20 protein-coding genes and 2 tRNA genes are annotated in these 26,535 nt (G+C 61.6%); 13 read left to right on the plus strand and 9 right to left on the minus strand.

What is annotated here, in order from left to right; all coding sequences use genetic code 11:
* Positions 1 to 133: 133 nt before the first annotated feature.
* The 3 genes from dusB to BLW21_RS11545 all read left to right on the plus strand — a co-directional run bounded on the left by dusB (position 134) and on the right by BLW21_RS11545 (position 3,641).
* Positions 134 to 1,123: a tRNA dihydrouridine synthase DusB gene (gene dusB / locus BLW21_RS11535; protein ID WP_092740155.1), complete on the plus strand. Its 990-nt coding sequence runs from the start codon at positions 134 to 136 to the stop codon at positions 1,121 to 1,123.
* 117 nt (positions 1,124 to 1,240) lie between these two features.
* A complete protein-coding gene (locus BLW21_RS11540) occupies positions 1,241 to 2,560 on the plus strand; it encodes a T9SS type A sorting domain-containing protein (protein ID WP_175470943.1) in 1,320 nt (439 codons plus the stop codon).
* A gap of 121 nt (positions 2,561 to 2,681) precedes the next feature.
* Positions 2,682 to 3,641 carry a DMT family transporter gene (locus BLW21_RS11545; RefSeq protein ID WP_245711875.1) on the plus strand — a complete coding sequence of 320 codons (960 nt, stop codon included), beginning with the start codon at positions 2,682 to 2,684 and terminating at the stop codon, positions 3,639 to 3,641.
* Between the two features lie 2 nt (positions 3,642 to 3,643).
* Here the strand turns inward: BLW21_RS11545 and BLW21_RS11550 are convergent, their stop codons facing one another.
* From BLW21_RS11550 to BLW21_RS11560, 3 genes are all read right to left on the minus strand, one after another.
* Complete coding sequence (locus tag BLW21_RS11550; protein WP_092740159.1) at positions 3,644 to 4,228, minus strand: hypothetical protein; 585 nt, start codon at positions 4,226 to 4,228, stop codon at positions 3,644 to 3,646.
* Between the two features lie 53 nt (positions 4,229 to 4,281).
* Positions 4,282 to 4,857, minus strand: a complete 576-nt coding sequence (locus tag BLW21_RS11555) for a hypothetical protein (RefSeq protein WP_139255188.1) — start codon at positions 4,855 to 4,857, stop codon at positions 4,282 to 4,284.
* A gap of 107 nt (positions 4,858 to 4,964) precedes the next feature.
* Positions 4,965 to 5,384 carry a DoxX family membrane protein gene (locus BLW21_RS11560; protein WP_092740163.1) on the minus strand — a complete coding sequence of 140 codons (420 nt, stop codon included), beginning with the start codon at positions 5,382 to 5,384 and terminating at the stop codon, positions 4,965 to 4,967.
* Between the two features lie 532 nt (positions 5,385 to 5,916).
* Between BLW21_RS11560 and BLW21_RS11565 the strand changes: the two genes are divergently transcribed.
* Positions 5,917 to 8,556: a TonB-dependent receptor gene (locus BLW21_RS11565; protein ID WP_175470944.1), complete on the plus strand. Its 2,640-nt coding sequence runs from the start codon at positions 5,917 to 5,919 to the stop codon at positions 8,554 to 8,556.
* Positions 8,557 to 8,665: 109 nt separating this feature from the next.
* On the opposite strand, the gene BLW21_RS11570 is transcribed toward BLW21_RS11565, so the two are convergent.
* Entirely contained in the window at positions 8,666 to 10,951 is a 2,286-nt protein-coding gene (locus BLW21_RS11570) for a M3 family metallopeptidase (RefSeq protein WP_245711876.1), read from the minus strand.
* Between the two features lie 297 nt (positions 10,952 to 11,248).
* On the minus strand, positions 11,249 to 12,913 hold the full coding sequence (locus BLW21_RS11575; protein ID WP_245711889.1) for an amino acid permease: 1,665 nt from the start codon (positions 12,911 to 12,913) through the stop codon (positions 11,249 to 11,251).
* A 224-nt stretch (positions 12,914 to 13,137) separates the two neighbouring features.
* On the opposite strand from BLW21_RS11575, the gene BLW21_RS11580 reads away from it, so the two are divergent.
* The 4 genes from BLW21_RS11580 (at position 13,138) to BLW21_RS11595 (ending at position 16,283) form a co-directional block, all read left to right on the plus strand.
* A complete protein-coding gene (locus BLW21_RS11580) occupies positions 13,138 to 13,848 on the plus strand; it encodes a peptidase associated/transthyretin-like domain-containing protein (RefSeq protein WP_092740169.1) in 711 nt (236 codons plus the stop codon).
* Between the two features lie 109 nt (positions 13,849 to 13,957).
* Positions 13,958 to 14,671 (plus strand): carboxypeptidase-like regulatory domain-containing protein, encoded by a 714-nt coding sequence (locus BLW21_RS21855; protein WP_245711877.1) that lies wholly within the window; start codon positions 13,958 to 13,960, stop codon positions 14,669 to 14,671.
* 28 nt (positions 14,672 to 14,699) lie between these two features.
* A complete protein-coding gene (locus BLW21_RS11590) occupies positions 14,700 to 15,158 on the plus strand; it encodes a peptidase associated/transthyretin-like domain-containing protein (RefSeq protein WP_092740171.1) in 459 nt (152 codons plus the stop codon).
* 51 nt (positions 15,159 to 15,209) lie between these two features.
* A complete protein-coding gene (locus BLW21_RS11595; RefSeq protein WP_092740173.1) occupies positions 15,210 to 16,283 on the plus strand; it encodes a lipocalin family protein in 1,074 nt (357 codons plus the stop codon).
* A 90-nt stretch (positions 16,284 to 16,373) separates the two neighbouring features.
* On the opposite strand, the gene BLW21_RS11600 is transcribed toward BLW21_RS11595, so the two are convergent.
* Positions 16,374 to 17,567 (minus strand): sensor histidine kinase, encoded by a 1,194-nt coding sequence (locus BLW21_RS11600; RefSeq protein ID WP_175470945.1) that lies wholly within the window; start codon positions 17,565 to 17,567, stop codon positions 16,374 to 16,376.
* Between the two features lie 262 nt (positions 17,568 to 17,829).
* On the opposite strand from BLW21_RS11600, the gene hemA reads away from it, so the two are divergent.
* The gene (gene hemA, locus BLW21_RS11605) at positions 17,830 to 19,107 is read left to right on the plus strand and encodes a glutamyl-tRNA reductase (RefSeq protein WP_092740177.1); all 1,278 of its coding nucleotides are present in this window, start codon (positions 17,830 to 17,832) and stop codon (positions 19,105 to 19,107) included.
* Positions 19,108 to 19,258: 151 nt separating this feature from the next.
* On the opposite strand, the gene BLW21_RS11610 is transcribed toward hemA, so the two are convergent.
* Positions 19,259 to 19,567, minus strand: a complete 309-nt coding sequence (locus tag BLW21_RS11610; protein WP_019948990.1) for an ArsR/SmtB family transcription factor — start codon at positions 19,565 to 19,567, stop codon at positions 19,259 to 19,261.
* Positions 19,568 to 19,797: 230 nt separating this feature from the next.
* Here BLW21_RS11610 and BLW21_RS11615 point away from each other — a divergent pair, with 230 nt between their 5' ends.
* On the plus strand, positions 19,798 to 21,027 hold the full coding sequence (locus BLW21_RS11615) for a Glu/Leu/Phe/Val dehydrogenase dimerization domain-containing protein (protein WP_092740179.1): 1,230 nt from the start codon (positions 19,798 to 19,800) through the stop codon (positions 21,025 to 21,027).
* A 174-nt stretch (positions 21,028 to 21,201) separates the two neighbouring features.
* Complete coding sequence (locus tag BLW21_RS11620) at positions 21,202 to 22,368, plus strand: mechanosensitive ion channel family protein (protein ID WP_092740181.1); 1,167 nt, start codon at positions 21,202 to 21,204, stop codon at positions 22,366 to 22,368.
* A 217-nt stretch (positions 22,369 to 22,585) separates the two neighbouring features.
* Here BLW21_RS11620 and BLW21_RS11625 read toward each other — a convergent pair whose 3' ends face one another.
* Entirely contained in the window at positions 22,586 to 23,488 is a 903-nt protein-coding gene (locus BLW21_RS11625) for a TerB family tellurite resistance protein (protein WP_092740183.1), read from the minus strand.
* Between the two features lie 192 nt (positions 23,489 to 23,680).
* Positions 23,681 to 26,185, minus strand: a complete 2,505-nt coding sequence (locus tag BLW21_RS11630; protein ID WP_092740185.1) for an AsmA-like C-terminal region-containing protein — start codon at positions 26,183 to 26,185, stop codon at positions 23,681 to 23,683.
* Positions 26,186 to 26,348: 163 nt separating this feature from the next.
* Between BLW21_RS11630 and BLW21_RS11635 the strand changes: the two genes are divergently transcribed.
* Positions 26,349 to 26,426 (plus strand) — tRNA-Val (locus BLW21_RS11635).
* A 21-nt stretch (positions 26,427 to 26,447) separates the two neighbouring features.
* A tRNA-Val gene (locus BLW21_RS11640) sits at positions 26,448 to 26,522 on the plus strand.
* The last annotated feature ends 13 nt before the right edge of the window (positions 26,523 to 26,535 follow it).

Below are 26,535 nucleotides of genomic sequence, written 5' to 3' on the forward strand. Positions count from 1 at the left end.
GCGTTGGCCCCTAACTAATCGTAAATTTGCGCAAAATACCAGAGGTGGCGTCAGCCGGCCCGCTCTGGTTTTCCTCTTTCGTCCTCAATCACAAGCTAACAGCCCGCCGCTCCAAGCTAACAGCTGCTATTTCATGGTTCATATCCGCAACATTGCCCTGCCCGATTTCCCGCTTTTGCTCGCGCCCATGGAGGACGTGTCGGACCCGCCGTTCAGGGCCGTGTGCAAGCAGGGTGGGGCCGATTTGATGTACACCGAGTTCATTTCGTCGGAAGGTCTGATTCGGGCCGCTGCCAAAAGCCGCCAGAAGCTCGACGTGTTCGACTACGAGCGGCCCATCGGCATCCAGCTCTTCGGCTCCGATGTGGCTACCATGGGCGAGTGCGCCCGCCTCAGTACCGAGGCCGGCCCCGACCTGATCGACATCAACTACGGCTGCCCCGTGAAGCAGGTGGCCTGCCGGGGCGCCGGGGCCGCCCTGCTGCGCGACATTCCGAAAATGGTGGAAATGACGGCCGCCGTGGTGCGGGCCACTCATTTGCCGGTAACCGTGAAAACCCGCCTGGGTTGGGATGAGGACACCAAAAACGTGGAGGAAGTGGCCGAGCGCCTCCAGGACGTGGGCATCGAGGCCCTCACGGTGCACGGCCGCACCCGCGTGCAGATGTACAAGGGCGAGGCCGACTGGCGGCTGATTGCGGCCATCAAGAACAACCCGCGCATCAAAATCCCCATCTTCGGCAACGGCGACATCGACTCGGCCCAGAAAGCGGTGGAGTACAAGAACCGCTACGGCGTGGATGGCATCATGATTGGCCGGGCCGCCATCGGCTACCCTTGGATTTTCCGGGAGGTAAAGCACTACGTGGCCACCGGCGAGCTGCTGGCCCCGCCCACCGTGGAGGAGCGCGTGCAAGCCTGCCGCATGCACTTCGAGAAGAGCCTGGAGTGGAAAGGCCCCCGCGCCGGCGTGTTCGAAATGCGCCGCCACTACGCCCAGTACTTCCGCGGCCTCGAAGGCGCCCGCCAGTGGCGCAGCCGCCTCGTGGATACCAACGACCCGCTGGAAATCCACCACATTCTGGATGAAATAACCGCCGCCGAGCCGATGCTGGTGGGGTAGGCATTTGCCCATTAATGAAGAGGGCGCAAGGTGGGCGGTGCGCCTGGCAAATGCCCGGCTCATCGGCCAGCTATGCAGTTTGATTTTAGTCGGTTTCTGCCTTACCTTTTGCGGGCTATGACGAAATCTTCCAAGCTGTTACGCACCCTGCTGGCCGTTGGCGCTACGCTGCTGCTACCGCTCCAATTTGCTGCTGCCCAAGGCCCCTGGGTGGATCAGCAGTACCCGGCTTATTCGGGGGGCTTTGTGATTTATAGCCGGCTGACGTTGCCCGGCCCTACCAGTGTCTGGGGTTTTCGGGCGCAGTCGGGGCCGGGTAGCGACACGAACAGCAACCACCAGATTATTTTCTCGCCCGACGATGGCCAGACCTGGCAGAACCGGCGCTTTCCGGCCAGCCTGCGCGATGCCTGCACCACCGATGGCCTGCACAGCTGGGCGCTGAACTTTGATGCCGGCTCGAAGGCAATCCAGTTGCTGTACACGGCTACGGGTCCGGCAGCGCTGGCTCCGCTGCCTACGGCTCCTCCGCAGGATGCTCGGCTGATCCGGTTCTTCAGCAACGAAAACGGGGTAATAGTGGGCGACCCCGGCACCGCCACCACCTGGCCGCTGTACCGCACCACCAACGGCGGCGCGAGCTGGACGGCCGTGGCGCTGCCACCTCCGCGCCTGGCCAACGACGTGAGTGGGAGCACGGCCAACCTGTGTCAGCTAGGCAACTCGTTGTGGGTGCCCACGAGTGGGCGGCAGCTGTTGTTCACCCACGACCAGGGCCAAATCTGGCAAACTGCTACGCTGCCCACTACCGGCGCGGCCCGGTCGTTGGCCTTCAGCAACGCTACAAGTGGTCTGCTGCTGACGGATAAAAGGGAGTTGCTGACCACCACCGACGGCGGCAAAACCTGGACCCCTATCGCCCCGACCGGGGCTTTGCATTACGCCGGGGGAATAGTCGCGGTGCCGGGCACCAACACGTATCTGTCGTTCGGATTCGTAAACACCATCAACCCGGAACCCGCCGCGTACGGAACCGCCCTATCGGTGGATGGAGGACTGAGCTGGCGGACACTGGACAAGGATGTGCTGTTCGCGTCGATGGCCGCTAGTTCCGCCACCCGGGCCTGGGCGGGTGAATACACCACGGCCAAACTCTACCGGACCAGTTCGCTGGTACTGGGCAGCACCAACGCCCGGCCCCAGGCGGCGGCGCTGGCCTACCCCAACCCCGGCACCGGCCAGTTCCGGCTAGCCCCCGCCACCCACCCGCGCCACCTCACGCTCACCGACGCGCTGGGCCGCCAGCAGCGCGAACTTACGTTGCCCGCCGGCGCCACGGCCCTCGACCTTAGCGGCTGCCGGCCCGGCCTGTACGTGCTCACCAGCACCGCCCAGGGCCAGACGCAAACCCAGCGCCTCGTGCTCACGGCGCCGTAGGGTAGGCACGAGGTGGCGAGCGGGCGGCGGGTACCAGATTCTGGTACGTTCCGAGGCCAGTGCAGCTACCTTTGCGGAAGTCGGCTGTATTCCGGCCTTGCTTCCGTTATGCTGCTCCGCTGTGTCTGCTCCCATTAATTCTTCGTCTGTTTCTGCCGTTCCGCTTGCCGCTCCGGCCCCGCCGCCGGCGCCTACCACTACGGCCTGGGTGCTGCTGCTGGTGCTGGCGGGCATCTGGGGTACCTCGTTTATTCTGATGAAGAAGGGGCTGGTGGTGTTTTCGGCCCTGGAGCTAGGCGCCACGCGGGTGAGCGTGGCGGCGTTGCTGCTGCTGCCGTTTGCGCTGCGCCACGTAGGCCGCGTAAACCGCGAGAAGTTTAAGTGGCTGCTGCTGAGCGGCGTGGTAGGCACGCTGCTGCCGGCCTTCCTGTTTGCCTACGCCGAAACCCGGCTGGCCTCGGGCCTGGCGGGCGTGCTCAACGCCCTCACGGCGGTGTTTACGCTGGTGATAGGGGCGGCTTTTTTCGGGCAGAAGCTCACCGGGCTGCGGGTGCTGGGTATTGCGCTGGGCCTGGTGGGTACGCTGGTGCTGATGCTGCTGGGTGGCAGCGCGGCGGCCGGCACCGCCCCGGCCGGTGGAGCCGGCAACGCCTGGTACGGCCTGTTCATTGTAGCCGCTACGCTGGGCTACGGCGTGAGTGTGAACGTGATTAAGCGCCACCTGAGCGACATCCCGGCGCTGGCCGTAACGGGGCTGCTGTTACTCTTTATTGGGGGGCCGGCGCTGGCGTTCCTGCTGCTGGGTACCGATTTCCTGGGCAAGCTGGCCACCGTGCCCGGGGCCTGGCCGGCCTTCGGCTACATTGCCCTGCTGGCCACCATGAGCACGGCCGTGGCCATGGTGCTGTTCAACCGGCTCATCCAAACCTCCACGGCCCTGTTTGCGGCCTCCAACACCTACCTCATCCCGGTAGTAGCCCTGGGCTGGGGCCTGCTCGATGGGGAGCAATTCAATCTGTGGCATCTGCTGGGCATGGTTATTATTCTGGTCAGCGTGGCCATCATCCACCGGGCGAAGTGATTCTAGTCAGCAGACGATTGTTGTACTTGAATAGAATTAAAAAACTGTAGTCGTTCTGCCTCTTCGAAGTCTCCGGACTGGCGTAATGGCAGAAAGTGCAGTTGATACACCGTTTTCCTAACTGTGAGGTTGCGAATGTATTTGATTACTAATGCTCCCTCAGCACTTATCATCTTGTATTTCACGGTAATTATATCAACGCCATCCTGTTCTGTTACGGACTGTTCCAGCAGGTTAGGGTAATCCTTGCCAAGCATCAGCGGAATAGCCCGGCCGGTATAATAGCTTTTGCGCGCCTCAAATGTGGGGGCCAATGTGGGCTCTTCCGCCAGTGGAATTCTAATCACTACGTACACCGCATTCGTATCACGTAGCACATATGCCTGGCTGTTTTGCACCATAGCATCCTGCTTGCGTGCTGGATCCGCAGCGGCCATAGTTCCCGGTACATCCATTTCCTGCGGTTGGGCGGGCAATTGCACGGTAAGCTGCTTATCGATGACGATAGTTTGCCAGGGGCTTTCCGGAGTATGCCGGACACAACTGCTCCACAGTAAGCATAGAATCAGCAAGCGGGTATATTTCATGAGTAATCTAATGAGCCTGATAGAGTAGCTCAATACTATGGTATTTCTCTCGTTTATCCATGCACATACGGCCACTCGTGGAATCGGGCGGGCAGGCCCAAACGGGCCGGGTGGGCGGCCAGATAGGTCAGTACGCGTTGCTGTTCCGCTTCATCCTGAATGGGTAATTCGTGGGAGCCGGGATGCCAAAAGTCGGCTTCGGGCGGGAGCTGGCCGCGCAACAGGCGGCGGGCCTGGGCGGCGGTGCGTTGCATGAGCAACTCGATGGTTTTGTAGAGCGAAAGACCTGCGGTGGCCGGCAGTACCAGCACGGCGTGCAGATGGCCCGGCAGTAGCACGAAGCCGGGCACCCGCAGGCCCTGCTCTTCCTGCATCAGTAGCTCGCCGGCCACCAACTCGGCCAATTTTTCGCGGCCCAGATAATCGGGTCCTACCGAATGGGCATCGAGCAACGCATCGAAGGCGGCGAAGAACTGCTTTTCGGCCCGGCGGCTGGCGGCGGTGGGGTCGGGGGCGGTGCGGGCGGCCGCCTGGGCGGCTACGCGCTTCACCTGCAGCTCGCGGCCGGCCCGGGCAGGCACAGAGCCGGCCAGGCGCAACGTCAGTAGGATAGTTTCGTCGTCAGCCACGGCTAGCGTAACAGGTTTGTAGGCAATAAAGTAAATAGAGTGCTGCGCGTAAATTGGCCTGCTATGCATGGACCGCCGCCAGTATCGCGGCGGACTATTTCGTGCCGCTACGCTGGCGCCAGTGGGCTGGGCCGCCGGTCGAAGCACAGGCGGTTGTGCTGGCAATACAGAATCAGGGCGAAAATGAACAGGCCGTAGAGCATCTGCGAGCCCACGATGGCCCATTCTTCGAGCAGGCTGCTACCCACAATCAAGCTCATCATTACCAGCATAGCGGCTACTAGCATCGGGCGCGTAAACAGGCCCAGCAGCAGCAGCAGGCCAATACCACCCTCCACGAAGGGCAGCACCGAGGCGAAGGCATTTACCAGCGGCGCGGGCAACGGCGTAGCCGCGAACTGCTTTACTAAGCCCGCCCGGAAGCCGGCCAGCTTGGGCAGGCGCACCAGCAAGTGCATCAAAAAATTAACGCCCAGCAGTAGGCGGCCCAGCACAAAGGCCAGTTCGGGGTTGGAAAGCTTCAGCATGGATACCCTTACGGCGCCTTCGCCCACAGGATGCACTAGCGGTACTGCCAGGCTTCGCTAACCGAAAGCCAAGCGCCGCTACCAAGGCCGTATTCATCTGGCTCGGTACGTCTGCGGCCAGGTTTTGCCCGACTGCCGCTACTGGCCGGCCGTGTCTTTGCTTGTCGTTGGCAGGCCTGCATTTTCCACAATTATTCGGTTTAAGGTTCCCAACCGATTTCTCCGGCCTGGATTACTATGTCAGTAAAAGCGAAGGGCGGGAACAACTGTCGAATTCCACTTAAGTCGAGCTTCACCCGCTTTTAGGCCGTGTTCATCGAAAATTACGGTATCTGTATATAGCCACCTACTACGTTTGCGGCCCCATTACACACGCCTTTTTGGCATTGCCACTTTCATGAAGTCTTATTACCCCTCCTTGCTGGTTACCACGGTCCTGTTGCCGCAACTGGCATCGGCTACTGCACTCCCCGCCGCAACAACCACTGCAGTTATTAGCAACCACCTTGCTCCGGATCTGGCCGATGCCACTTTGTCTGGCAAGGTTCTCACCGATAAAGGGGAGCCCCTGCCAGGAGCTACCGTCTTTATCAAGGGCACCTTTATCGGCACCAGCACCGACCAGCAGGGCAGTTTCCGGCTGAATGCTAATTTCGAAAACGGCCCGGTAACGCTGGTTTTCTCCTATGTGGGGTTTGATACCCGCGAGCTGCAGCTGCCGGCCCCCGAGCAGGCCATCAATGTAGGCCTCACGCCCAGCGCCACGCTGCTGAACGAAACCGTGGTGTCGGCTTCGCGCATCGAGGAAAACATCCTGCGCGCCCCGGTTACCATCGATAAGCTTTCGACCCGGCAGATTGAGCGCATCACAACGCCGGAAATCCTCAGCGGCCTGGGGCAGCTCAAGGGCATCGACGTAAGCTCGGCTTCCATGCTGTTCACCAGTGTGAGCACCCGGGGCTTCAGCACCGCCAAATCGGAGCGCGTGGTGCAGCTCGTCGATTACATGGACACCCAGCTGCCCTCGCTCAACCTGAGCCCCGGCAATCTGGTCGGCATTCCGGAGCTGGACATGGAGAGCATCGAAATCATCCACGGTCCGGCCTCGGCGCTATACGGCGCCAACGCCCTGAGCGGGGTTATCCTGTTCAACTCGAAAGACCCCTTCGTGTACGAGGGCCTGAGCGTACGCCTGCGCGGCGGGGAGCGTAACCTGCTGGACGGCCAGGTGCGCTACGCCAAAAAGATTACCGACAAGCTCGCTTTCAAAATCAACGCCAGTGCCTTCCGGGCCAACGACTGGGTGGCCCGGAACTACGAGCCTACCCGCAGCTCCGTCAATCCGGCCGGTTCGAGCCTGGGCTACAATGCCGTGAACCGCTACGGGGAGAACGGTTACGCCTTTACTCCCTTCCAGCAGCTGCCCGGCGGCACCAACCCGGAGCTGTATGGCAAAACGGCCTACCTGCCCGGCTTCACCGAGCAGGAGCTAACGGCCGACGACAACCGCACCTCGTCGTACCGCGTGCAGGGCGCGCTGTCGTATCTGCTGCGCGATGATTTGAAACTGACGGCGGAGGTGAAACACGCCGAAGGCACTACCACCTACCAGAACCTGAGCCGGTTCCGGACGAATGGGCTGGGCTCCAACCAGTACCGGGTCGAGCTGAAGAGCAGCAAAGGCTTTGTGCGCGCCTACACCACGCAGGATTTCTCGGGTAAATCGTACGAATTCAACCAGCTGGGCACGCTGCTGCAACAGTCGCCCACCACCGAAGGGGGCAACGTGAGCTTCCAGCAGCTGTTTTACGCCACCTACAACAATGCCTACACCCTGGCCCGCCGGGCCGGCCAACTGCCCGACGCCGCGCTGGCCACGGCCCAGGCGGCCGCCAATGCTACCCAGCTAAGCCCATCGGACCCGCGCTTTGGTGTGCTCCGCGACCGGATTACCGAGAGCCGGGTGCCCGGCGTTGGGGCGCAGCAGTACTTCAAGTCTTTCCTGCATGATGTGAGCGCACAGCGGCTGTTCACGTTCGACCAGACTGGCACCAACCTGATTGTGGGGGGCGCCTACCGCCAGTACCGCCTGGGCTCGGATGGCCTGCTGTTTTCCGACTTCGATGGCAAGCGCATCGTCAACTACGAGTACGGCGCCTATGCCCAGCTAACCCAGACCGTGTTTGAGGAACGGCTGAAGCTGGCCCTGGCCGGCCGCCTCGACAATTTCAAGAATTTCGATGCAGCCTTCTCGCCGCGCGTTTCGGCCGTGTACTCGCTGGGCGAAAACAAGCAGCACAACTTCCGGGCAAGCTATGGCCAGGCGTTCCGCTCGCCTTCGCAGCTGGAGCAGTACCTGTACAACGACATCCGCACCGGCCTGCTGCTGGGCAACGTGGGCAACGGCTTCCAGGGCTACAACACCTCCCTGTTCGCTTCGCCCCAAACCCTGGGCGCCGGCCTGGCAAACCCCGCCGTGCTACAAACCTATGAGTACAATGCCGCGCCGCTGGATCTGGAGCAGGTGAAAACAGTGGAAGTGGGCTACAAAGGGGCCCTGATTGCCAACCTGTACGCCGACGTGAGCTACTTCCGCAGCCGCTACGATGGCTTCATTGGCGCGCAACTGTTTGTGGGCAACACCGACGGCAGCCGCCCGACCGCGCAGCAGCTGAGCGTTGGCTACCCCATTGCCTACTCCGACCAGAGCCAGAAGACCCGGGCGCTCTACACCTACGTCAACAACACCCGCGAAGTGAAAACGCAGGGGGTTACGGCCGGCCTGACCTATTATTTCCACCGGGGCTTCAACCTGACCGGCAACTACTCGCTCAACGTCATCGACAAGAGCAACTTGCCGGAGGGTTTCCAGACGTTCTTCAACACGCCCAAGCACAAGTACAACGTGGGCATAAACGGCCAGCTCAGCAACCTGAGCTACTCGGTGAACTACCGCTGGGTACAGGGCCACTTGCAGGAAATGCCCTTCGCCGTGGGCAACATCCGCGACTACAGCACCACCGACGCCTACCTGGGCTACCTGGTGCCGAAGTGGGGCACCACATTCCAGGCCGGTATTTCCAACGCCTTCGACGCCAACAATACGCAGGTGTACGGCGGCCCCCAGATCGGCCGCCTCGGCTACCTGGGCCTGCGCTTCGATTTGCAGTAAACCCTGGCGGCTACCGCTTACGCAAAAGGCCCCGCGACAATCGTCGCGGGGCCTTTTGCGTGCCAGCTGAACGCAGAATGCCGCCAGGGCTTTCGTTGGGCCAACGGGGCTACTTGCGCTTGCCCTTCTTGATTTTCACTTTGGTTTTAGTGTCCTTGAGCTCCTGGGTTTCGTTTGCCATGGGCGTCGGGGCCGGGGTTGCGGCGGCCGTGCTGGTCATCGGAAAGCCCCGCTGCTTCATCAGAGCATCGATTTTGGGGTCGCGGCCGCGGAAGGCGCGGTAGCCAGCGGCCGGGTCAACGGTGTTGCCCACCGTGAACACGTTCTGGCGTAGCCGCTCGCCCACGGCTTTATCATAGGCGCCGCTGCCCTCGGTGAAGGCGCTGAACGCATCGGCCGCCAGCACCACCGACCACAGGTAGGAGTAGTAGCCGGCCGAGTAGCCGTCGGAGGCGAAAACGTGGTTGAACTGGGGCGTGCGGTGGCGCATCACCAGCTCGGAGGGCATGCCCAGCTGGGCCAGCGTTTCGCGCTCGAACTTGTCGGGGTCGATTTTCTGGTCGCCGGCCAGGTGCAGCTTCATATCAATCAGGGCGCTGGCCAGAAACTCGGTGGTGGCGAAGCCCTCGTTGAACGTACTGGCCTTGTTGATGCGGTCGACCAGGGCCTGCGGGATGGGCTTGCCAGTCTGGTAGTGCAAAGCGAAACGGTTGAGCACCTCGGGCGTCGGCAGCCAGTTTTCGAGCACCTGCGAGGGGAATTCTACGTAGTCGCGCACCACGCTGGTGCCCGCCAGGCCGGGGTAGGTCACGTTGCTTGACAGCCCGTGCAGGGCGTGGCCGAACTCGTGGAACAGCGTGGTGGCATCCGACCACGAAATGAGCACCGGCTCGCCGGGCTTGCCCTTCACGAAGTTGGAGTTGTTGGACACGATGGTGGTGATGTCCTTACCGTCCATGCGTTCCTGATTGCGGTAGGCGTTCATCCAGGCCCCCGATTTTTTGCCCGGCCGGGCGTAGGGGTCGAAATACCACAGGCCCACCTGCTTGCCGGTGGTTTTGTCGTTCACCTGCCACACCCGCACGTCGGGGTGGAACACGGGCACGTCGGTCACGGGGGCAAAGCTGAAGTTGAACAGCTCGCCGGCCATCCAGAACATGCCCTCGCGCATCTTTTCGAGCTGCAGGTACTGCTTTACCTCGTTCTGGTCGAGGTCGTAGCGCTCCTTACGCACCTTCTCGGCGTAGTAGGCATAGTCCCAGGGCTCAATCTTGAAATCGGCCGGCGCGCCTTCCTTTATAGCCAGCGCCTGCATATCGGCCACTTCCTCGTGCACGCGGGCTACGGCCGGCGTCCAGACCTGCTCCATGAGCTCCATGGCGGCTTCGGGCGTTTTGGCCATGGTGTTATCGAGGCGCAGGTGGGCGTGGGTTTTGTAGCCCAGCAGCTTGGCGCGCTCGGCCCGCAGCTGCAGAATCTGGGTGATGTTGGCGTTGTTGTCGTGGGCCCCGCCGTTGTCGCCGCGGTTGGTGAACATGCGCCAGGCCTTCTCGCGCAGCGGGCGCTGGTCGGAGTAAGTCAGGAACGGGTCGACGCTGGAGCGGGTGTTGGTGATGACGCCCGCGGCGGCCACTTTGCGCGAATCGGCGGCGGCTTTGGCTCCGTCGCGCAGCGAGGTGGGCAGCCCGCTCATTTCCTGCTCGGTTTTGAGCACCAAAGTCAGGTCCGACTCATCGGCCAGCACGTTCTGGGCGAAGTTGTTGAACAGGCCGGCCAACTGCTGATTTATCTGCGAAAGCCGGGCCTTGGCCGGGGCATCGAGCTTGGCGCCGGCCCGCACAAAGGCCTTGTAGCGCACCTCCGTCAGGCGCTGCTGCTCGGCCGTGAGGTTGCTGGCCGCCATCGAGTTGTACACGGCCTCAATGCGCTTGAACAGGGCTGCGTTCTGGGTTATCTGGTCGCTGAAGGCAGCCATTTTGGGGGCCATTTCGGCCTGCACGGTAGCAAATTTGGCGTCGTTGAGCGAGGTGCCCCAGATGCCGTACACCGTCCCGACTCGGTCGAGGGTGCCGCCGCTGCGCTCCATGGCCGCAATGGTGTTCTCGAAAGTAGGGGCGGCGGGGTTGCTGGCAATGGCATTGATTTCGGCCATATTCTCAGCCATAGCCGCTTCCAGCGCCGGCTTGAAATCGGCCACTTTCACCTTATCAAAAGGCGGAATACCACCGTGGGGGCCGCTCCAGGGCTGGAGCAGCGGCATGGTAGCGGGCCGGCCGGCAACAGTTTTGGCCGTCGCCGTGGGTTGGGCCTGGGCCCCCGAGAACGTGGCACCGGCCAGGCCGAGGCCGGCCAGCAGCGGCAACATAGGAAGGGAAAGCGAAAAGAGTGGATTCATGAGTAAAAATATCGGGCGGAAAAGTTGACTATGTGCGAAGATACAACGCATCGGGCTGGTCAGAATTCCCCCGCCAGCCCAAATTCCTGGTCCGGGAAACTCAAACGAGTACCCCGAAGTCAGGCTCCAGGGTACTCGTTTAGGTGGCCGACCGCTGCCAAGCCAATGTAGGGGCGGGGCCTGCCCCCACGCGCCGTTGTCCGATTGTCGTTGAACGAAACCGTTGAAACGGTGCGAGCGGCGGGCGGGGGCAAGCCCCGCCCCTACATCGGCTTAGCAGCAGTGAATAGGGTAAGCCTACGCGTGCTTCAGGCGCAGCTTGGAGTGCTTGTAGCCGTAGTTGAAGTACAGCGCCAGACCAATAACCAACCAGCCGAAAAACAGCAGCCAGTTGTTGAGGCCTAGCTGGGTCATCAGGTACAGGTTGGTGAGCAGGCCCAGCGTCGGCAGCAAACTCAGGCGCTTGCGGAACGACAGCCACGACAAACCCAGGCAGAAGCCAAAAAACACCAGCATCGGAATATAGTGGCGGCCCTCCTCGTAGGAGCCCATGGCGTGGGTGAATTCCCGGATGCCGTCCTGGTTGTACACCAGCACCAGCACGCCGCAAATGGCCAGAATGAGCGGCACGAGAAACTGGCCGTTGATGTAGGGCACTTTGAACCGGGCATCGCAGGTACCGTAAGGGTCGATAACCAGGATGCCGCCGCACACTAGCGCGAAGGCGAACAGGGTGCCGATGCTGGTTAAATCAATCACCAGATCCATGTTGAGTAGCAGCGCCGGAACGCCCACAAAGAAGCCCGTCACGATGGTGCTGAACGAGGGCGTTCGGAACTTGGGGTGGACCCGGGCAAATACCGGCGGCAGCAGCCCGTCGCGGCTCATGGTCATCCAAATGCGCGGTTGGCCGATCTGGAACACGAGCAGCACCGAGGCCATGGCAAACACGGCCGACACGGCTACCACGCCGCCCAGCCACTCCACGCCCACTTTATTGAACACGTAGGCCAGTGGGTCGCCCACGGCCAACTCCTTGTAATTCACCATGCCGGTGAGCACCAGCGTCACAATCACGTACAGAATGGTGCAGATGATGAGGGCGTAAATCATGGCCCGGGGCAGGTCGCGCTGGGGGTTTTTGCACTCCTCGGCGGTGGTCGAAATGGCATCGAAACCGATGTAGGCGAAGAACACGGCCGATACGCCCTTGAGCACCCCGCCAATGCCATTAGGCGCAAACGGACTCCAGTTTTCGGGCTTGATATAAAAGGCGCCCACCAGAATTACTACGGCCACGACCACCAGTTTCAGGCCCACCAGAATGTTGGAGGCGTTTTTCGACTCCTTGATGCCGATGTACACCAGTGCCGTAATGGCGAGCGTAATCAGGCCGGCGGGCAGATCGACGACCAGGCGCAGGCCGCCGGGCAGTTCGGGGGCCGAGTTCCAGGCGTTGTAGCCGAGCAGCTGCGTAGCCGTGGCGTCGCTGAGCGGCTGGCCGGCCTGCATCAGGGCCAGCACCTCGTTGTAGTAGCGGTGGGCGCTTTGCATGCCCATGGTCAGCCAGATGGGAATGTGCAGCCCCACGCCATCCATGAGGCCGGTAAAGTAATCCGACCACGAAATGGCCACTACGATGTTGCCCACCGCATATTCCATAATCAGAGCCCAGCCGATAATCCAGGCCGTCAGCTCGCCGAACGAGGCGTAGGCATAGGTGTAGGCCGAGCCCGACACCGGAATAGTAGCCGCGAACTGGGCGTAGCACAAGGCCGAAAACGCGCAGGCAATGGCCGTGAACACGAACAGCAGCGACACGGCCGGGCCGCCGTCGTGGGCGGCGTTGCCGATGGTGCTGAAAATTCCCGCCCCAATTACGGCCGCAATACCCAGCGACGTTAGGTCGCGGACGGTGAGGTGGCGTTCCAGGCCGTGCTGGCCGGGGTTGGGGCCGAGCATATCCGCGTCGGCGGGGGGATTAACGAGGAGGTCCGAAACGGTTTTGCGGCGGAACAGCCCGCTGAGGCGGGAGGGAGGTAGAGGGCTTGACAACGGAGCGAAGAACAGGTTTAGAGGGCAAAAGATACAGAAATATGCCGGGCAGTTGCTGCTGGCCGGTAACTGCCGGTCAGTAACCGGCAAATATCCTTATACTTACCTCCCGCCCCCAGTAGCTCCCTGCCATGCCTGCCTTCTCCGTCCCCAACCCCTGCCCCCAGCCCTGGGCCACCATGACGCCCACCGCCGCCGGCCGCTTCTGCGGACAGTGCCAGCACGAGGTCGTGGATTTTTCGGCCCTGAGCGAAGCCGAGGTGCACGCCTGGCTGGCCCGGCCGGGAGTGGGCACCGTCTGCGGCCTGTTTCGGGCCGGGCAGTTTGCGCCGCCGGTGCCGGCGGGCGTGGTAGCCGCCGGCCCGCGCTGGCGGCGCTGGCTGCTTACGGGCCTGGCGCTGCTTAGCCTCAAGCCCCTGCTCACTTCCTGCCAAAATGCCCAATCGAGCGCCGCCGCCGCCAACGGGGCCACCGAGCAGGCCGATGAGCTTGCCACTGCGCCGCAGGGCCAGGTAACTATCCGGGGCCGGGTGCTCGACGACTCCACTGGCCTAGCCGTGGCGGGTGCCGAAATCTTCATTGCCGATACGCCCTACGGGGCCGTTGCCGACGAGCAGGGCAACTTCGGCTTCACCATGAAGCAGCAGTGGGCGCCCGTGCAGAACGGTTCGGTAAGCCTGCGCGTGGCGGGCAGCCCGTTCGTGTTCGAGCCCCAGACGCTGAGCGTAGCAGTGAGCCCGGCCCCGGCTCCGCTGACCGTGCGGCTGAAGTCGGTGCCCGGCCGGGGGCAGATTATGGGCAAAGTAGCGGGCCACGAGCCGCCCCAGAAGCCGCCGCTGTAGCTGCTGCCCAAGGGTGCAGTTGTTACGCTGAAAAAACCTTGGCTTCGGGTGTGAAATCCAGCGCGGCACGGCATCAGGTCAGTGAAGGTTCACCCTAAACTGCTGCCCGATGTCTCGTTCTCTGCAAATTTCCGTTCCTCAGCCCTGCGCCGAAAACTGGGCCGCCATGACACCCGCCATCCAGGGCCGCCACTGCGCCGCCTGCGCCAAAACGGTGGTCGATTTCAGCCGGATGACGGATGCGCAAGTCGTTGCTTACCTGAGCCGGGCCAACGACCGGAGTTGCGGGCGGTTTCGGCAGGAGCAGCTAAGCCGGCCGCTGCGGGTAACTTTAGCGGCTCCTGTTTCGAAACGCTGGGCTGCCGCCACGCTAGCGGTTTTAGGACTGGGAGCTGCCGCGCCGGCGCTGGCTCAACTACCCATCCCCCAAACCCTGAGGCAGCAGGTCATAACGATGGGCATAGTAGCCACACGCCCCCAACCTGTTCTGCCGGTTCGCGTGGTACAGGGGCGCGTAACCGATGCCGGCACCGGCCAGGGCCTGCCGGCCGTAACGGTGCTGATGGAGGGCACCCAGCACGGCACTTCAACCCGATCTGATGGTACCTACGAGCTGGAAGTAGCAGCAGGTACGAACAACACGCGGCTGGTATTTTCCAGCATCGGCTTCAAAACGGTTGTTAAGCCGAGTGATCAAGCTGAAGCGGTTGTTTTGGAAGCTTCGTGCGACAGGCTTATGGGCGAGGTAATAGTAACGTATGGTTCCCGTTGGTACACGCCCCGCGGCCTGTGGCAACGCCTGACGCGGCCGTTTCGACGGTAGATTCGCCTGTCAACTCCTGCTTTATGCTATGCTCGCCGCACTATCAGGTACCCGCATTTTTGCCCGCGTATTAGCCACCAGTCTGCTGTCGTTGGGGCTGTTGAGCGCCTCGCCCACCTCGGCCCAGACGACAGCGGTTCCGCTTCCGGCCACCGTGCCCGCTTACGAGCCCCCGCCCGGCCGCCCATTCCCGGTTACCCCCGACGAAGCATCAGCAGCGGCTATCCTGACTGGTCTGGTGGTCGATGAACAGGGTCATCCGTTCGCGGGGGCTGTACTCGTGATTTGGAAGACGAAACTTGGCGCGGAAACTGACTCCAATGGACGCTACCGTCTGCCGGTACCGGCTTCCTGCTTGTCGCGCCGGGGTTGGGTAAAAATCGTTGCGGGCCAAATGGGTTTCGTTAGGCAAATGCTCCGGCTCGATGCCCGGCTGGCCAAGCAGCCGGTAATTCGGCTAGTGCAGAATATGCGGCCGCTGTATTGAGAAGCATATTTGCCTAAACCTTTCGGCGCCCGAAAGCCTTATGGCAGCAGTATGAAAAACCTGCTGTTAGCTACTGTTCTGTTACTTTTCACGGCCTCGGGCTGTACCCTCAAGCCTACTAATAAGTACGACGTGTTTACGGAGCGCGCCGAGTTGCCCCGCGAGGAAGCCGTCCACAAACAAAACTCTCTGGAATGGTGGTACTTCACCGGCCACCTGCGCGACAAGGCCACCGGCGAAATGTTTGGGGTCGAGTACGTGTTCTTCCACTTTAACATCAACGGCAAGCGCGACTGGCAGATGGTGAACTTCGCCCTCACCGACCCGCAAAACAAGCAGTTCCGCTACGACTATAAAGTCACGCGCCTGCCCGAGCTGATGCCTTCGGCTTTGCCCCTCAACCTGAGCGCCCGCAAGAAAAACGAAACCTGGACCCTGACCGGCCAGGAGGGCCGCTACCACCTGCAGGGCCGCATGGCCGCCCACGCCGGCCAGGCCATCGACCTGACGACCACGCCCGCCAAGCCCGTGCTGCTGCACAACGGCACCGGCTACGAAAACTACGGCAACGTAGCCAAGGCCGGTTACTATAGCTACCCGCGCCTGGCCACTACCGGCACCCTCGAAATAGGCGGCAAAGTGCGGCAGGTGGAAGGTGAGCTGTGGTACGACCGCCAATGGAACGGCAACTCGGTCACCAACAAGGGTATCGGCTGGGACTGGTTTTCGGTGCAGCTTGATGAGCCCCGCACCGAACTGATGGCCTACCAGCTATTCGACCGCAAAACCAATCAAACCGTGAGCGGCGGCACCCACTACGGCCCCGACCTAGCCAACCAGCACCTGAACGCTGAGGATTTCCAGCTCGATGTACTGGAGTACTGGACCAGCCCGCACTCCAAGCTCCGCTACCCCAACAAATGGCGCCTGCGCGTGCCCAGCCAGGGCTACGACCTCACCATCACGCCCGTCATGCCCGACCAGGAGCTGACACTCAAACTCATTGCCGGCATCAAAATGCACTATTGGGAAGGCATGTGCCGCGTGGAAGGCACCCACAATGGCCGCCCGGTAAAAGGCAACAGTTACGTCGAAATCACGAACCGGGGGAAAGGGGAGAAGTGAGTATAGATAGGTGAGAGAGGAACGTGTCATTCTTCGACTCCGGCTGCGTCTTCGCTCAGAATGACATTTTTTCAGCTAACAGCTAACAACTCATCCGTTCAATATCACCCGGAAGGTAGTGCCACGGCCGGGCTCGCTCCACTTCACGAAGAGGCGGCCTTTGTGGTAGTTTTCGATGATGCGCTTGGCCAACGCCAGGCCCAGGCCCCAGCCGCGTTTTTTGGTAGTGTAGCCGGGCAGAAATACGCGTTGCAGCTTGCTTTTAGAGATGCCCTTGCCCGTGTCGGTGATATCGAGGGCAATCTGGTCTTTGTTGCCGCGCACTGGCCGGCGTATATGTAGCGTGATGCTGCCGCGCCCGTCCATGGCATCCACGGCGTTTTTACAGATGTTCTCAATCACCCAGTCGAACAGCGGCACGTTCACCTGGGCCGGCGTATCGGTGGGCAGGTCGGTTTTCACCTCGAAGCTGACCTTGCGCGAAACCCGGCTTTGCAGGTAGCTGATGGCGTTTTCGGTTACGCGCAGGATGTTCTCATCGGCCAGCACCGGCACCGAGCCGATGTTGCTGAACCGCTCGGTAATAATTTCGAGCCGCCGGATATCCTTGCCCAGTTCCTCTACAATCGGTTCATCCTTAAACCGTTCGGACTCGCGCAGGTAATGCTGCCAGCCCACCAGGCTGCTGAGCGGCGTGCCCAGCTGGTGGGCCGTTTCCTTGGCCAGGCCCACCCACACGCGGTTCTGCTCGGCCCGCCGCGACGAGCTGAAGGCGAAGTAGGCAACCACGGCCAGACAGCCAATAATGGCCAGCTGCACCAGCGGGTACAGCCGTAGCTGAGTCAGCAAATCCGACTCCTTGTAGTACAGGAAGTTGCGCAATCCGGCCCCTATTTTTATTTCGATGGGCGGGTGCTGCTCCCGCATCTGGGCAATCTGGTCGCGCAGAAAATCCATCGATTCCTCGTCGCTCACGCCCTGGGGCACATTCACGTTGCGGGCGTCGATGATGTTGTTGTCGCCATCGGTGATGATGACGGGGATGGTTTTGTTGGCCTCAATAATTTCGTCGTAGAGAAACGACAGGTTCGACTCCTCCTCGGTGTTGATGATGTAGCGCTGGGTTTTGGCATAGAGGTCGATCTGCTGCCGCTCGCGCTCCGAAAGGCGCTGCACGAGCACGTTGGTATAAATGACGGTCGCGGCCCCAATCAGCAGGGCCACGGCCACGATAACGAGCTTGATGCGCGACTTCTGGTCGTAGATGGCAATGGTAGGGAGCACGGCGGGCGGCAAAACGGCGGAAGGCAGACCCCCGATACGGCGGCCGGGGCCCCGAAGATACGGCCCTGACGAAAGTCAGGCCGCCCGACCTGATTAGCTGATTTTTGTCAGGTGGCCCCGACCACAAACCGCGCTGGCAGCATTTGGCGCGGGTTTCGCCCGCAATAGTAGTTTGCCCCGAACCACTGGCCCCCGTTTGCTGTTTTTACCCTAGCAATTTGTATTGTAATTTTGCCCTCTGCTATCTGCTCTAGCTCTTGCTATGTCCCATCCTTTTAAAGCTGTCAGTCTCTCGTTCAAGAAAGCACCGCTCGCTATCCGCGAGCTGATTGCGCTGGACGAGGCGGCCTGCCGGCGCCTGCTGCAAACCCTGCACCACGAGTTCGACCTGACGGATTTGCTGGTGCTGAGCACCTGCAACCGTACGGAGGTATACTACTCGGCCGAGCACGACCAGAGCGCCGCCGTTATCGGGGCCCTGGCCCGTCTGAAACACCTGCCCGACGCGGCCGACTTCGTACCTTATTTCGACGTGTTCACCGGCGCTTCCGACGCCGTGCGCCACCTGTTTGAGGTGGCCATGGGCCTGGAAGCGCAGGTAGTGGGAGATTTGCAGATCAGCAACCAGGTGAAGCAGGCTTACCAGTGGTCGGCCGATGCCGATGCCGCCGGGCCGTTTCTGCACCGGCTGCTGCACACCGTTTTCTTCACCAACAAGCGCGTGCAGCAGGAAACGGCCTTTCGCGACGGTGCCGCTTCTACTTCCTACGCCACGCTGGAGCTGGTGGAGGAGCTGACCGCCGATGTGGCCAACCCCCGGGTGCTGGTCGTGGGCCTGGGCGAAATCGGGGCCGATGTGTGCCGCCACTTCGGCGACAGCAAGCTCTTCACCGACGTAACCATCTGCAACCGCACCCGCGGCAAGGCCGAGGCGTTGGCGGAAGAATGTGGCCTTAAACTCCTCGATTTCGAAGATCTGGCGGAGGGCCTAAAGGAAGCCGATGTCATTATCAGCAGCATTGCCCGGCCCGAGCCGTTCTTTAGCCGCGCCCTGGTGGCCAACCTGGAGGTGCTCAGCTACAAGTTCTTCATCGACCTCTCGGTGCCGCGCAGCATTGCGCCCGATGTGGAGCAGGTGCCCGGCGTGCTGGTCTACAATATCGATACCATCCACAGCAAAGCTTCGGCCGCGTTGGAGCGCCGGCTGGAGGCCGTGCCGCAGGTGCGGGCCATTATTGAGGAAAGCATCGAAAGCCTACGCGACTGGACCAAAGAAATGATGGTGTCGCCCACCATCCAGAAGCTCAAGAACGCGCTGGAGCAGATTCGTCTCGAAGAGCTCGACCGCTACCAGAAAAAGAAGCTCAGCCCCGAAGAAGCCAAGCGCCTCGACGACATCACCCGCTCGCTGATGCAGAAGATTCTCAAGCAGCCTGTGCTCCAGCTCAAGGCCGCCTGCAAGCGTGGCGAGGCCGACCAGCTCATCGATACGCTCACCGACCTCTTCGACTTGGAGCGCCAGTCAGAAGCCGTCAGCTGAAGCCTTTTTGAGCTATTAGCTTTCGTTCGGAAGCCCTGATAACCCAACCAAAAAGAAGGCCCCGCACTCAACCGAGTATGGGGCCTTCTTCGTTTTCTCAGCTAACAGCTAACAGCTAACAGCTAACAGCTAACAGCTAACAGCTCAAAACCTAAATCGACTCGCAGCACTCTTCGAGCGAGTCGATGACGTCGAGCAATTTGGGAATGGAAAGCGAGTAGTAGATTTTGGTACCTACTTTCAGCGACGACAGAATGCCGCGGTCTTTGAGGGTGATGAGGTGCTGGGAGGCAATGGCCTGAGGCAGGTCGAGGGAGCGGTAAATCTCCGTGACGGTCATTTTATCCTCCTTGCCCAGCAGGTCCACGATGGCCAGCCGCTTGGGGTGAGCCAGCACCTTCAGGATGGCAGCGGCTTTATCAACTTTCTTCGATTCAACTCGGGCAAGTAATGGCTTCATTTCAGCAATGCAAGGGTGGTATTACGGAACGGTAAGCGGGAATAGGGCTAATACGATATTCAGGCCCTGCAAAGTTCCTTTTCCCCAAAAGCTATACCTGAAAATATAGAGCAAGCGCTACACTAGCGGGGCAGCGGATGGCGTGGCGCCACCAAGGGCGCGGCGAGGTGTGCCGCCCATCTGCCTACCTTTGCGGCCGGAAACCCCTTCTCACCCCACCCCCTTACCTGATGAAAGAGCTGCTGGCCAAGTTTGAAAATAAGCGTCCCGAAATTGTGTTCGAGTGGCAGGATGCCGAAACCGAAGCCGAGGGCTGGGTCGTGATCAACTCGCTACGCGGCGGGGCGGCCGGCGGCGGCACCCGCATGCGCAAGGGCCTCGACAAGCGCGAGGTCGAGAGCCTGGCCAAAACCATGGAAGTGAAGTTCACCGTGTCGGGTCCGGGCATTGGCGGGGCCAAGTCGGGCATCAACTTCGACCCGCGCGACCCGCGCAAGCGCGGCGTGCTGGAGCGCTGGTACCGGGCCGTAATTCCGCTGCTGAAGGCCTACTACGGCACCGGCGGCGACCTGAACGTGGACGAAATCCACGAAGTCATTCCGATTACCGAAGACTATGGCCTCTGGCACCCCCAGGAGGGCGTGGTAAACGGCCACTACCAGGCCACCGAGCCCCAGAAAATCCAGAAGCTTGGCCAGCTGCGCCAGGGCGTGGTGAAGGTGCTCGAAGATGCCGCCTACTCGCCCGACCTGCGCCGCCGCTACACCGTGGCCGACCTGATAACCGGCTACGGCGTGGCCGAGGCCGTGCGCCACTACTACGCGCTGTGGGGCGGCCGCTCGGTGGCGGGCAAGCGGGCCATTATTCAGGGCTGGGGCAACGTGGGGGCCGCAGCGGCCTACTACCTGGCCAGCCAGGGCGCGCGCATCACCGGTATCATCGACCGGGCCGGCGGGCTGCTGAGCACTGAAGGTTTTGAGCTGGAAGAAATTCGCCAGCTGATGCTCAATCGGGAAGGCAACGAGCTGGCGGCCGATAACCGGCTTTCGTTTGAGCAGATAAACGAGCAGATCTGGAGTAGCGGGGCCGAGATATTCGTGCCGGCCGCCGCCTCGCGCCTGGTTACCAAAGCCCAGGTAGAAGCCATGGCCGCCAACGGCCTCGAAGTAATTTCGTGCGGTGCCAATGTACCGTTTCAGGACCCCGAAATTTTCTTCGGGCCTACCGGCGAGTTTGCCGACGCCCGCGTGAGCGTGGTGCCCGATTTCATTGCCAACTGCGGCATGGCCCGCGTGTTTGCCTACCTAATGGAATCGGATGCCGAAATTACCGACCAGGCCATTTTCGAGGATACTTCGCGCATCATCCGGGCGGCGCTGGAACGTACCCGCGCCCAGGGCGAGGAGCACACCGGCCTGGCCCAGAAGTCGTTCGAAATGGCCCTGCGCCAGCTGGTCTGATTTTTAGGCTGTTGGCTGAGAGCCGGTAGCTTTTAGCTTCCGTGCAGAAGTAGTGACCAACAACGCCATACTTTTCTATGGTACGACAGTTGCGGGCGTCCAGAGGTGAAGCTTGCCGATACCCCAGAATGCTGATAGCTATCAGCTAAAAGCTAACAGCTTAGAATAAAGCCTATGTCCCTCACCGAAATCCTTCACTACCGCTTTCTGCAGGTCGAAATACAGGAGTACCTGATTGCCGCCACCATTATGCTGGCGGGCTTGGCTCTCAAGAACCTGGTGTCGCGCCTGCTGACGAAGGTGCTGTTCCGCTTCTTCAAACAAAAGGTGGACGAGGATGTAACCGAGGCCCAGTTTCACGAGCTGCTCATCAAGCCTATTTCCATCGTCATCTTCCTGATTACGGTGTTTATTGCCTACACCGTAATGGATATTCCGGTGCGCACGGCCGAGCTGGGCCGTAACACGCCCTGGTACGGCGTGTTTGCCTTCCGGGTCTACCAGATTGCCTTTGTCACGGGCATCACCTGGATTTTCCTGCGCATGATTGATCTGGCAGTGCTCGTGTTCATGAACCGGGCCCTGCGCGACCCCTCGCGGCTCACCAACCAACTCGTGCCCTTCGCCCGCGACCTGATCAAGCTATTCGTGGCCATCGTGGCCTTTCTCATTATTCTGGGCAAGGTGTTCGATGTGGATGTGACGGCCGTGGTAGGTGGTTTGGGCATTGGCGGCCTGGCCGTGGCGTTTGCCGCCAAGGAAAGCCTGGAGAACCTGCTGGCCTCGTTCACCATCTTCCTCGACCAGCCCTTCGTGGTGGGCGATTTGGTGAGCGTGGGCGATTTGACGGGCTCGGTAGAGAAAATCGGTTTCCGCAGCACCCGCATCCGCACCGTGGAGAAAAGCTACGTCACGGTGCCCAACAAGTCGATGATTGACAAGCCGCTCGACAACCTCTCGCGCCGCACCGCCCGGCGGGTGTTCTTTATGATGTCGCTCACCCAGATGACGACCAGCACCCAGCTGCACCGCATCCTCGACCTGATGCGCGAAGCCATTGCCTCACACCGCCTCGTCGAATCCGATATTCAGGTGAAATTTACCTCCCTGACTTCTAATTCGAAAGATGTGCGGGTGCAGTACTATGTGCGCACCGACAGCTACGACGAATACCTCGATGTGATGGAAGAAATCAACTTCAAAATCGTGTCGGCCGTGGAGGAGGTCGGGGCCAGCTTCGTGGATACGACCATGACCCGCCTGTCGGGCGGCTCCGGCGGCTCCGGCGACCTGCCCAAGAGCCTCCAGCAGCAAGGCAGCCAGTCCATCGCCAGCTCTTAATTCAAGCCATTAGCTGAGGCCTTCTTGAGCTATTAGCTGAGAGCTTATAGCTATTAGCTTTTGTTCTGAAGCCCCGATAACCCGACAAAAAGAAGGCCCCGCACTTAACCGAGTACGGGGCCTTCTTCGTTTTTTCAGCTAACGGCTAACGGCTAACGGCTAACGGCTAACGGCTAACGGCTAACGGCTAACGGCTAACGGCTAACGGCTAAGAAGCCTAGCGTCCGCCAAGCAGACCGCCGAGCAGGCTGCCCATGCCGCCACCGCCGAGCAGGCCACCGAGGCCGCCGCCGCCGCTGCTGCGAGGCTGCGAGTTGGGCTGGCCACCCAGGCCGCCCAGAATCGACATCAACGAGCCTAAGCCGCCGCCACCGGTGTGGGTGCCCTGCTGTGGATAGTTGTCGTACTGGCTCTGCTGCTGCTGGCCGCCGCCCATGACGCCGCTTAGCAGGCCGCCCCCGAGCAAGCCACCCAGCAAGCCGCCCATGCCGCTTTGGGCCGCACCGCCGAGCAGGCCGCCCATGCTGCCGCCCAGCATGCCACCACCGGCACCGCCGCCGCTCTGGCTGCGGCCACCCATTACTTTCGAAATGACCATGGGGGCCACAATGCCGAGCAAACCGGCCATCAGCGCGTTTTTAGGAATGCCGGCGCTTTCGAGCTTGTCGCCAATGCCGCCCAAAAAGCTTTGCTTGGCTGGGTCGCTGGCATCGTGGGGCACATTGGACGCTTGGTCTACTACCTGCTCTAGGGTGTGCTGCTGCTGCTGGTTGATGCCCAGATACTGCGAAATCTTGTTCACCATTTCCTCCTCGGTGTTCGAGTAGGCCCCGTCGGCGCGGGCAAAGCTAATGAGGTCGGTAACGAGCGAAAAGCGCAGGTCGCTGCCGCGCAACGCATCGAGGTTATTTTTTACGGTCTGGTTGTTCGCATCTTTGGCGGCGGCCAGCACCTGCTGCGTAGCCCCGCCGCTGAGGCCGGCCTGGTGGGCTAATTGCTGCAAAAACTCAATTTCGGGGGCTGAAGCTTCGCGGTCGGCAGATGCCAGGCTGGCGATTACGCTCAAATAAGCTGCTTTTTCCTGGTCAGAATAGTTCTGGAGTAACTGCGAGTCGTTCATGGTCGGAAGCAAGTGGGTGGAGAAATATAATACGCTCCCTTAACGATGGTTTTGAGTTCAGGTTGGCCGGCAACCCTGAACAAGTATCCCGTTGCCCGGCTCCGGCCCGCTGATGGTCTGTTTTAGTATCTTGCTAACAGCGTGGCGGGGCATCTTGAAGTGATAACTGAACAACTGCGGGCCGCCGCCAAGTTAGAACTCGAAATAGTCGCCGGTCTGCGGCTCGGCGGGCTTTTTTACCGGCTTTTTCAGTTCCCACGAAGGCCGGGCTCTGGGTTTGGTTGGGGGGGTAGGTTCGGCCGGGGTAGCTGGTGCCGGGCCAGTTGCCGGGGTACGGCTCGGTGGGGTGGCCCTGGTGGGCAGGCCGGTTTCGTAGCGCACCGTAAAGTTGCTTTCCGTGCCTCTTATGCCCAGGCGTAGCGTGGGGCCGTCGGCGCGGGCGGCGGCACGAGCTAGCAGGCCCGGCAGCAGCGGAATGCGCAGGTGGTAATCGAGCTGCTGATCGAAGGTATGGGTGCCGGTAATGCGCAGCAAAGCCGCCGCCCGCACGTTGGAGCGGATTTCCATCTCCGGAATGTACACCGTGCGGCTTTGGATGTAGAAGTCGTTGTGCAGTTCGGCAAAGCGCAGATGGCGCAGCGTAGCCCGGTCGGCCACCAGGCTCAGCTTCTGCAGGGGCTCGAAATTGAGCAGCTCGCCCTGTCGGACCGTAGCCTTGATCTGGGCCTCCAGGCGGTCGGGCAGCGGGCGCAGCTGGCCATCGAAATAGGTGTCCGACTCGGCTGATGCCGTGAGCCGGCCCCGCAGGTGGCGGCTGGTGAGAAAGTGCTGGCCGAAATCCTCGAACACGTAAAACAGGCTGTCCAGCGGCACCTGCTGGCAGCTGGCCACCGTGCGGGCCTTCAGCAGCTGGGGCTGGCGGGCATCTACGGTTCCGCGCACGCTCAGCTGGCCCCCGGCCGCCGTTACACTCAGGCCCGGCGAGCTGAATACCTGGTTTTGCAGCCGCAACGTGCCGCGCAGCTGTCGGCCCCGCAGCCGCCGGTAGCGCACCTGCCGCGCCTGGGTTTTCAGGTCGAGCACCAGCCGCGCCGGCACGTGCAGGCCGCCCGCCGGAGCCGTGCCGCCGCCGCCTTTGCCGCCTGCGGGCTGGTACGCGTACAGCAGTTGGTTGAAATCGAGCAGGTTCGAAATTATGCTGGCCTCAATGCGCAGCGGCTGGCCTGGCCCCAGGGCCCAGCCGGTAGCGTTGCGCACTGTGCCCCGGCCCCGAAAATCGGAGTTGCCCAGGCGGCCCTGCATATTGGGTACGGCTATATCGGAGCCGCGCAGATCCAGCTGGCCCGCAAGGCCGGTAAACGGCTGCCGGAAGTCGCGCAGCTGCAGCCTGACGCCGCGCAGCACCAGCTCGCCACGGGCCTGCTGGGCGGTAGGCCGGCGGCGCAGCGTTGCCAGCGGTCCGTTCAGCGCCAGGTGCAGGCGGGCTTCGCCGGCCCCCGAACGCACGGCCGATACCGGAAAAAACTGCAGCGCCCGGGCCACATCCAGCTCGGCCCGCAGCTCCAGCTGCAGAGTGGGCTGCACCAGGTTTTCGAGGCGCAGGCTGCCGCCGAAGGGCTTACCGGCCAGCTGCCCGCGCAGCTGCCGCAGCGTGAGGACGGCCGTGCTGGCCGCGCGGCCCGCGCCGTTGCTGAACTGGCCTGCCAAACTCACGCCCTCGACTTGTTGGTGATATTCGGGGTGAAAAAACGAGGCCTGCCGGCAGCCAAACCGCACCTCTACGGCCGGGTTGTGCTGCTCCGACCACTCGCCGCGCACCGTGCCCTCGAAATATACCTGCCCCTGGCTCCGGTAGCCGGCCAGCCGTTGCGTCAGGCGGGGCGGCAGCAGGGCCAGCACCGCCTGCAAATCGGCCTGCCGGGCGGCCGCCTGCAGGTTGAGTTGGGAGGCCTGGGCATAATCAACGGTGCCCGAAACCGAATAGGTAGCCGGGCCCACGGCAATAGTGGAGGGGCTGATACTGACCAGTTGCGCGGCCCTATCAACGTCGAGCAGCACGTTCAGGCGCACTTCTTTAGCCAGGAAATAGTCGTCGGTACCCAGCCGCACGGTTTCCACATGGGCCGGGCCCGTAACGGCCACTTCCACGCGGGGGCCGGCAAGGCGCACGGTAGCCCGCAAATCAGGCGTTTGCAGGGCGAAGAACTGCTGGCGGGCCGCGTCGTCGTAGGTGGCCCGCACACGCTCCAGCCGGATGCCGCGCAGCTCCAGCACGAAGGGCTGTTCGGTAGTGGTGGCGGTATCGGGCTTTATAATCAGGTAGTTGGGCTGGCCCGCAGCATCGCGACGCAGGTGCAGCTGACCGTCGGCCAGCGTGAGGCGGCGGATGCGGTAGTGGCCGCGCAGCAAATCGAGGGCGTCGAAGGCGCAGTACAGGCGACGGGCCCGCAGCAGCCGGGTGGTATCGGTGGGCCGCGAGCCCTGCATCACCACATCGTGCAGCGTAAGGGAGAGGCGCGGGAACTGGTCGAGCACCGACACATCGAGGCGGCTGGCGCGCACCGGCACGGCCAGGTGCTGGTTGAGGGCCACCACGAAGCGGCCGATAAGCCAGTCCTGCCCCAGCCACAGGCCCAAACTGGCCGCCAGCAGCAGGCCCAGCAGCGTCAGCGTCGCAATTTTCAGTATTCTACCCACTACCGGCCCATTATTTTTACAACCGAAATTTCTGACTGGCAGGGGGTTCCCCGCTGCGGCGGCCCTGAATGGAAAATTTCTTCACCCAAAGATGGGGGAAAGTGTTGCGTTTTTAGAAACAAGCCCCCATCTTTGCCATCCCAAACGACGGGAAACGCCCATCGGGAGATTAGCTCAGCTGGTTCAGAGCATCTGCCTTACAAGCAGAGGGTCACTGGTTCGAACCCAGTATCTCCCACCATTTTTTAGTACGCTCACCCCCGGGAGATTAGCTCAGCTGGTTCAGAGCATCTGCCTTACAAGCAGAGGGTCACTGGTTCGAACCCAGTATCTCCCACCCACACAAAAAG

Source organism: Hymenobacter psychrophilus (assembly GCF_900107135.1).
GTDB classification, from domain to species: Bacteria; Bacteroidota; Bacteroidia; order Cytophagales; family Hymenobacteraceae; genus Hymenobacter; species Hymenobacter psychrophilus.

Coding starts and splice junctions, on each gene's coding strand:
- hemA (WP_092740177.1), top strand. CDS start 17,830: ATGTCCCATCCTTTTAAAGCTGTCAGTCTCTCGTTCAAGAAAGCACCG.
- BLW21_RS11610 (WP_019948990.1), bottom strand. CDS start 19,567: ATGAAGCCATTACTTGCCCGAGTTGAATCGAAGAAAGTTGATAAAGCC.
- BLW21_RS11590 (WP_092740171.1), top strand. CDS start 14,700: ATGCTCGCCGCACTATCAGGTACCCGCATTTTTGCCCGCGTATTAGCC.
- BLW21_RS11540 (WP_175470943.1), top strand. CDS start 1,241: ATGACGAAATCTTCCAAGCTGTTACGCACCCTGCTGGCCGTTGGCGCT.
- BLW21_RS11580 (WP_092740169.1), top strand. CDS start 13,138: ATGCCTGCCTTCTCCGTCCCCAACCCCTGCCCCCAGCCCTGGGCCACC.
- BLW21_RS11595 (WP_092740173.1), top strand. CDS start 15,210: ATGAAAAACCTGCTGTTAGCTACTGTTCTGTTACTTTTCACGGCCTCG.
- BLW21_RS11620 (WP_092740181.1), top strand. CDS start 21,202: ATGTCCCTCACCGAAATCCTTCACTACCGCTTTCTGCAGGTCGAAATA.
- BLW21_RS11550 (WP_092740159.1), bottom strand. CDS start 4,228: ATGAAATATACCCGCTTGCTGATTCTATGCTTACTGTGGAGCAGTTGT.
- BLW21_RS11575 (WP_245711889.1), bottom strand. CDS start 12,913: ATGCTCGGCCCCAACCCCGGCCAGCACGGCCTGGAACGCCACCTCACC.
- BLW21_RS11560 (WP_092740163.1), bottom strand. CDS start 5,384: ATGCTGAAGCTTTCCAACCCCGAACTGGCCTTTGTGCTGGGCCGCCTA.
- dusB (WP_092740155.1), top strand. CDS start 134: ATGGTTCATATCCGCAACATTGCCCTGCCCGATTTCCCGCTTTTGCTC.
- BLW21_RS11625 (WP_092740183.1), bottom strand. CDS start 23,488: ATGAACGACTCGCAGTTACTCCAGAACTATTCTGACCAGGAAAAAGCA.
- BLW21_RS11615 (WP_092740179.1), top strand. CDS start 19,798: ATGAAAGAGCTGCTGGCCAAGTTTGAAAATAAGCGTCCCGAAATTGTG.
- BLW21_RS11570 (WP_245711876.1), bottom strand. CDS start 10,951: ATGAATCCACTCTTTTCGCTTTCCCTTCCTATGTTGCCGCTGCTGGCC.
- BLW21_RS21855 (WP_245711877.1), top strand. CDS start 13,958: ATGTCTCGTTCTCTGCAAATTTCCGTTCCTCAGCCCTGCGCCGAAAAC.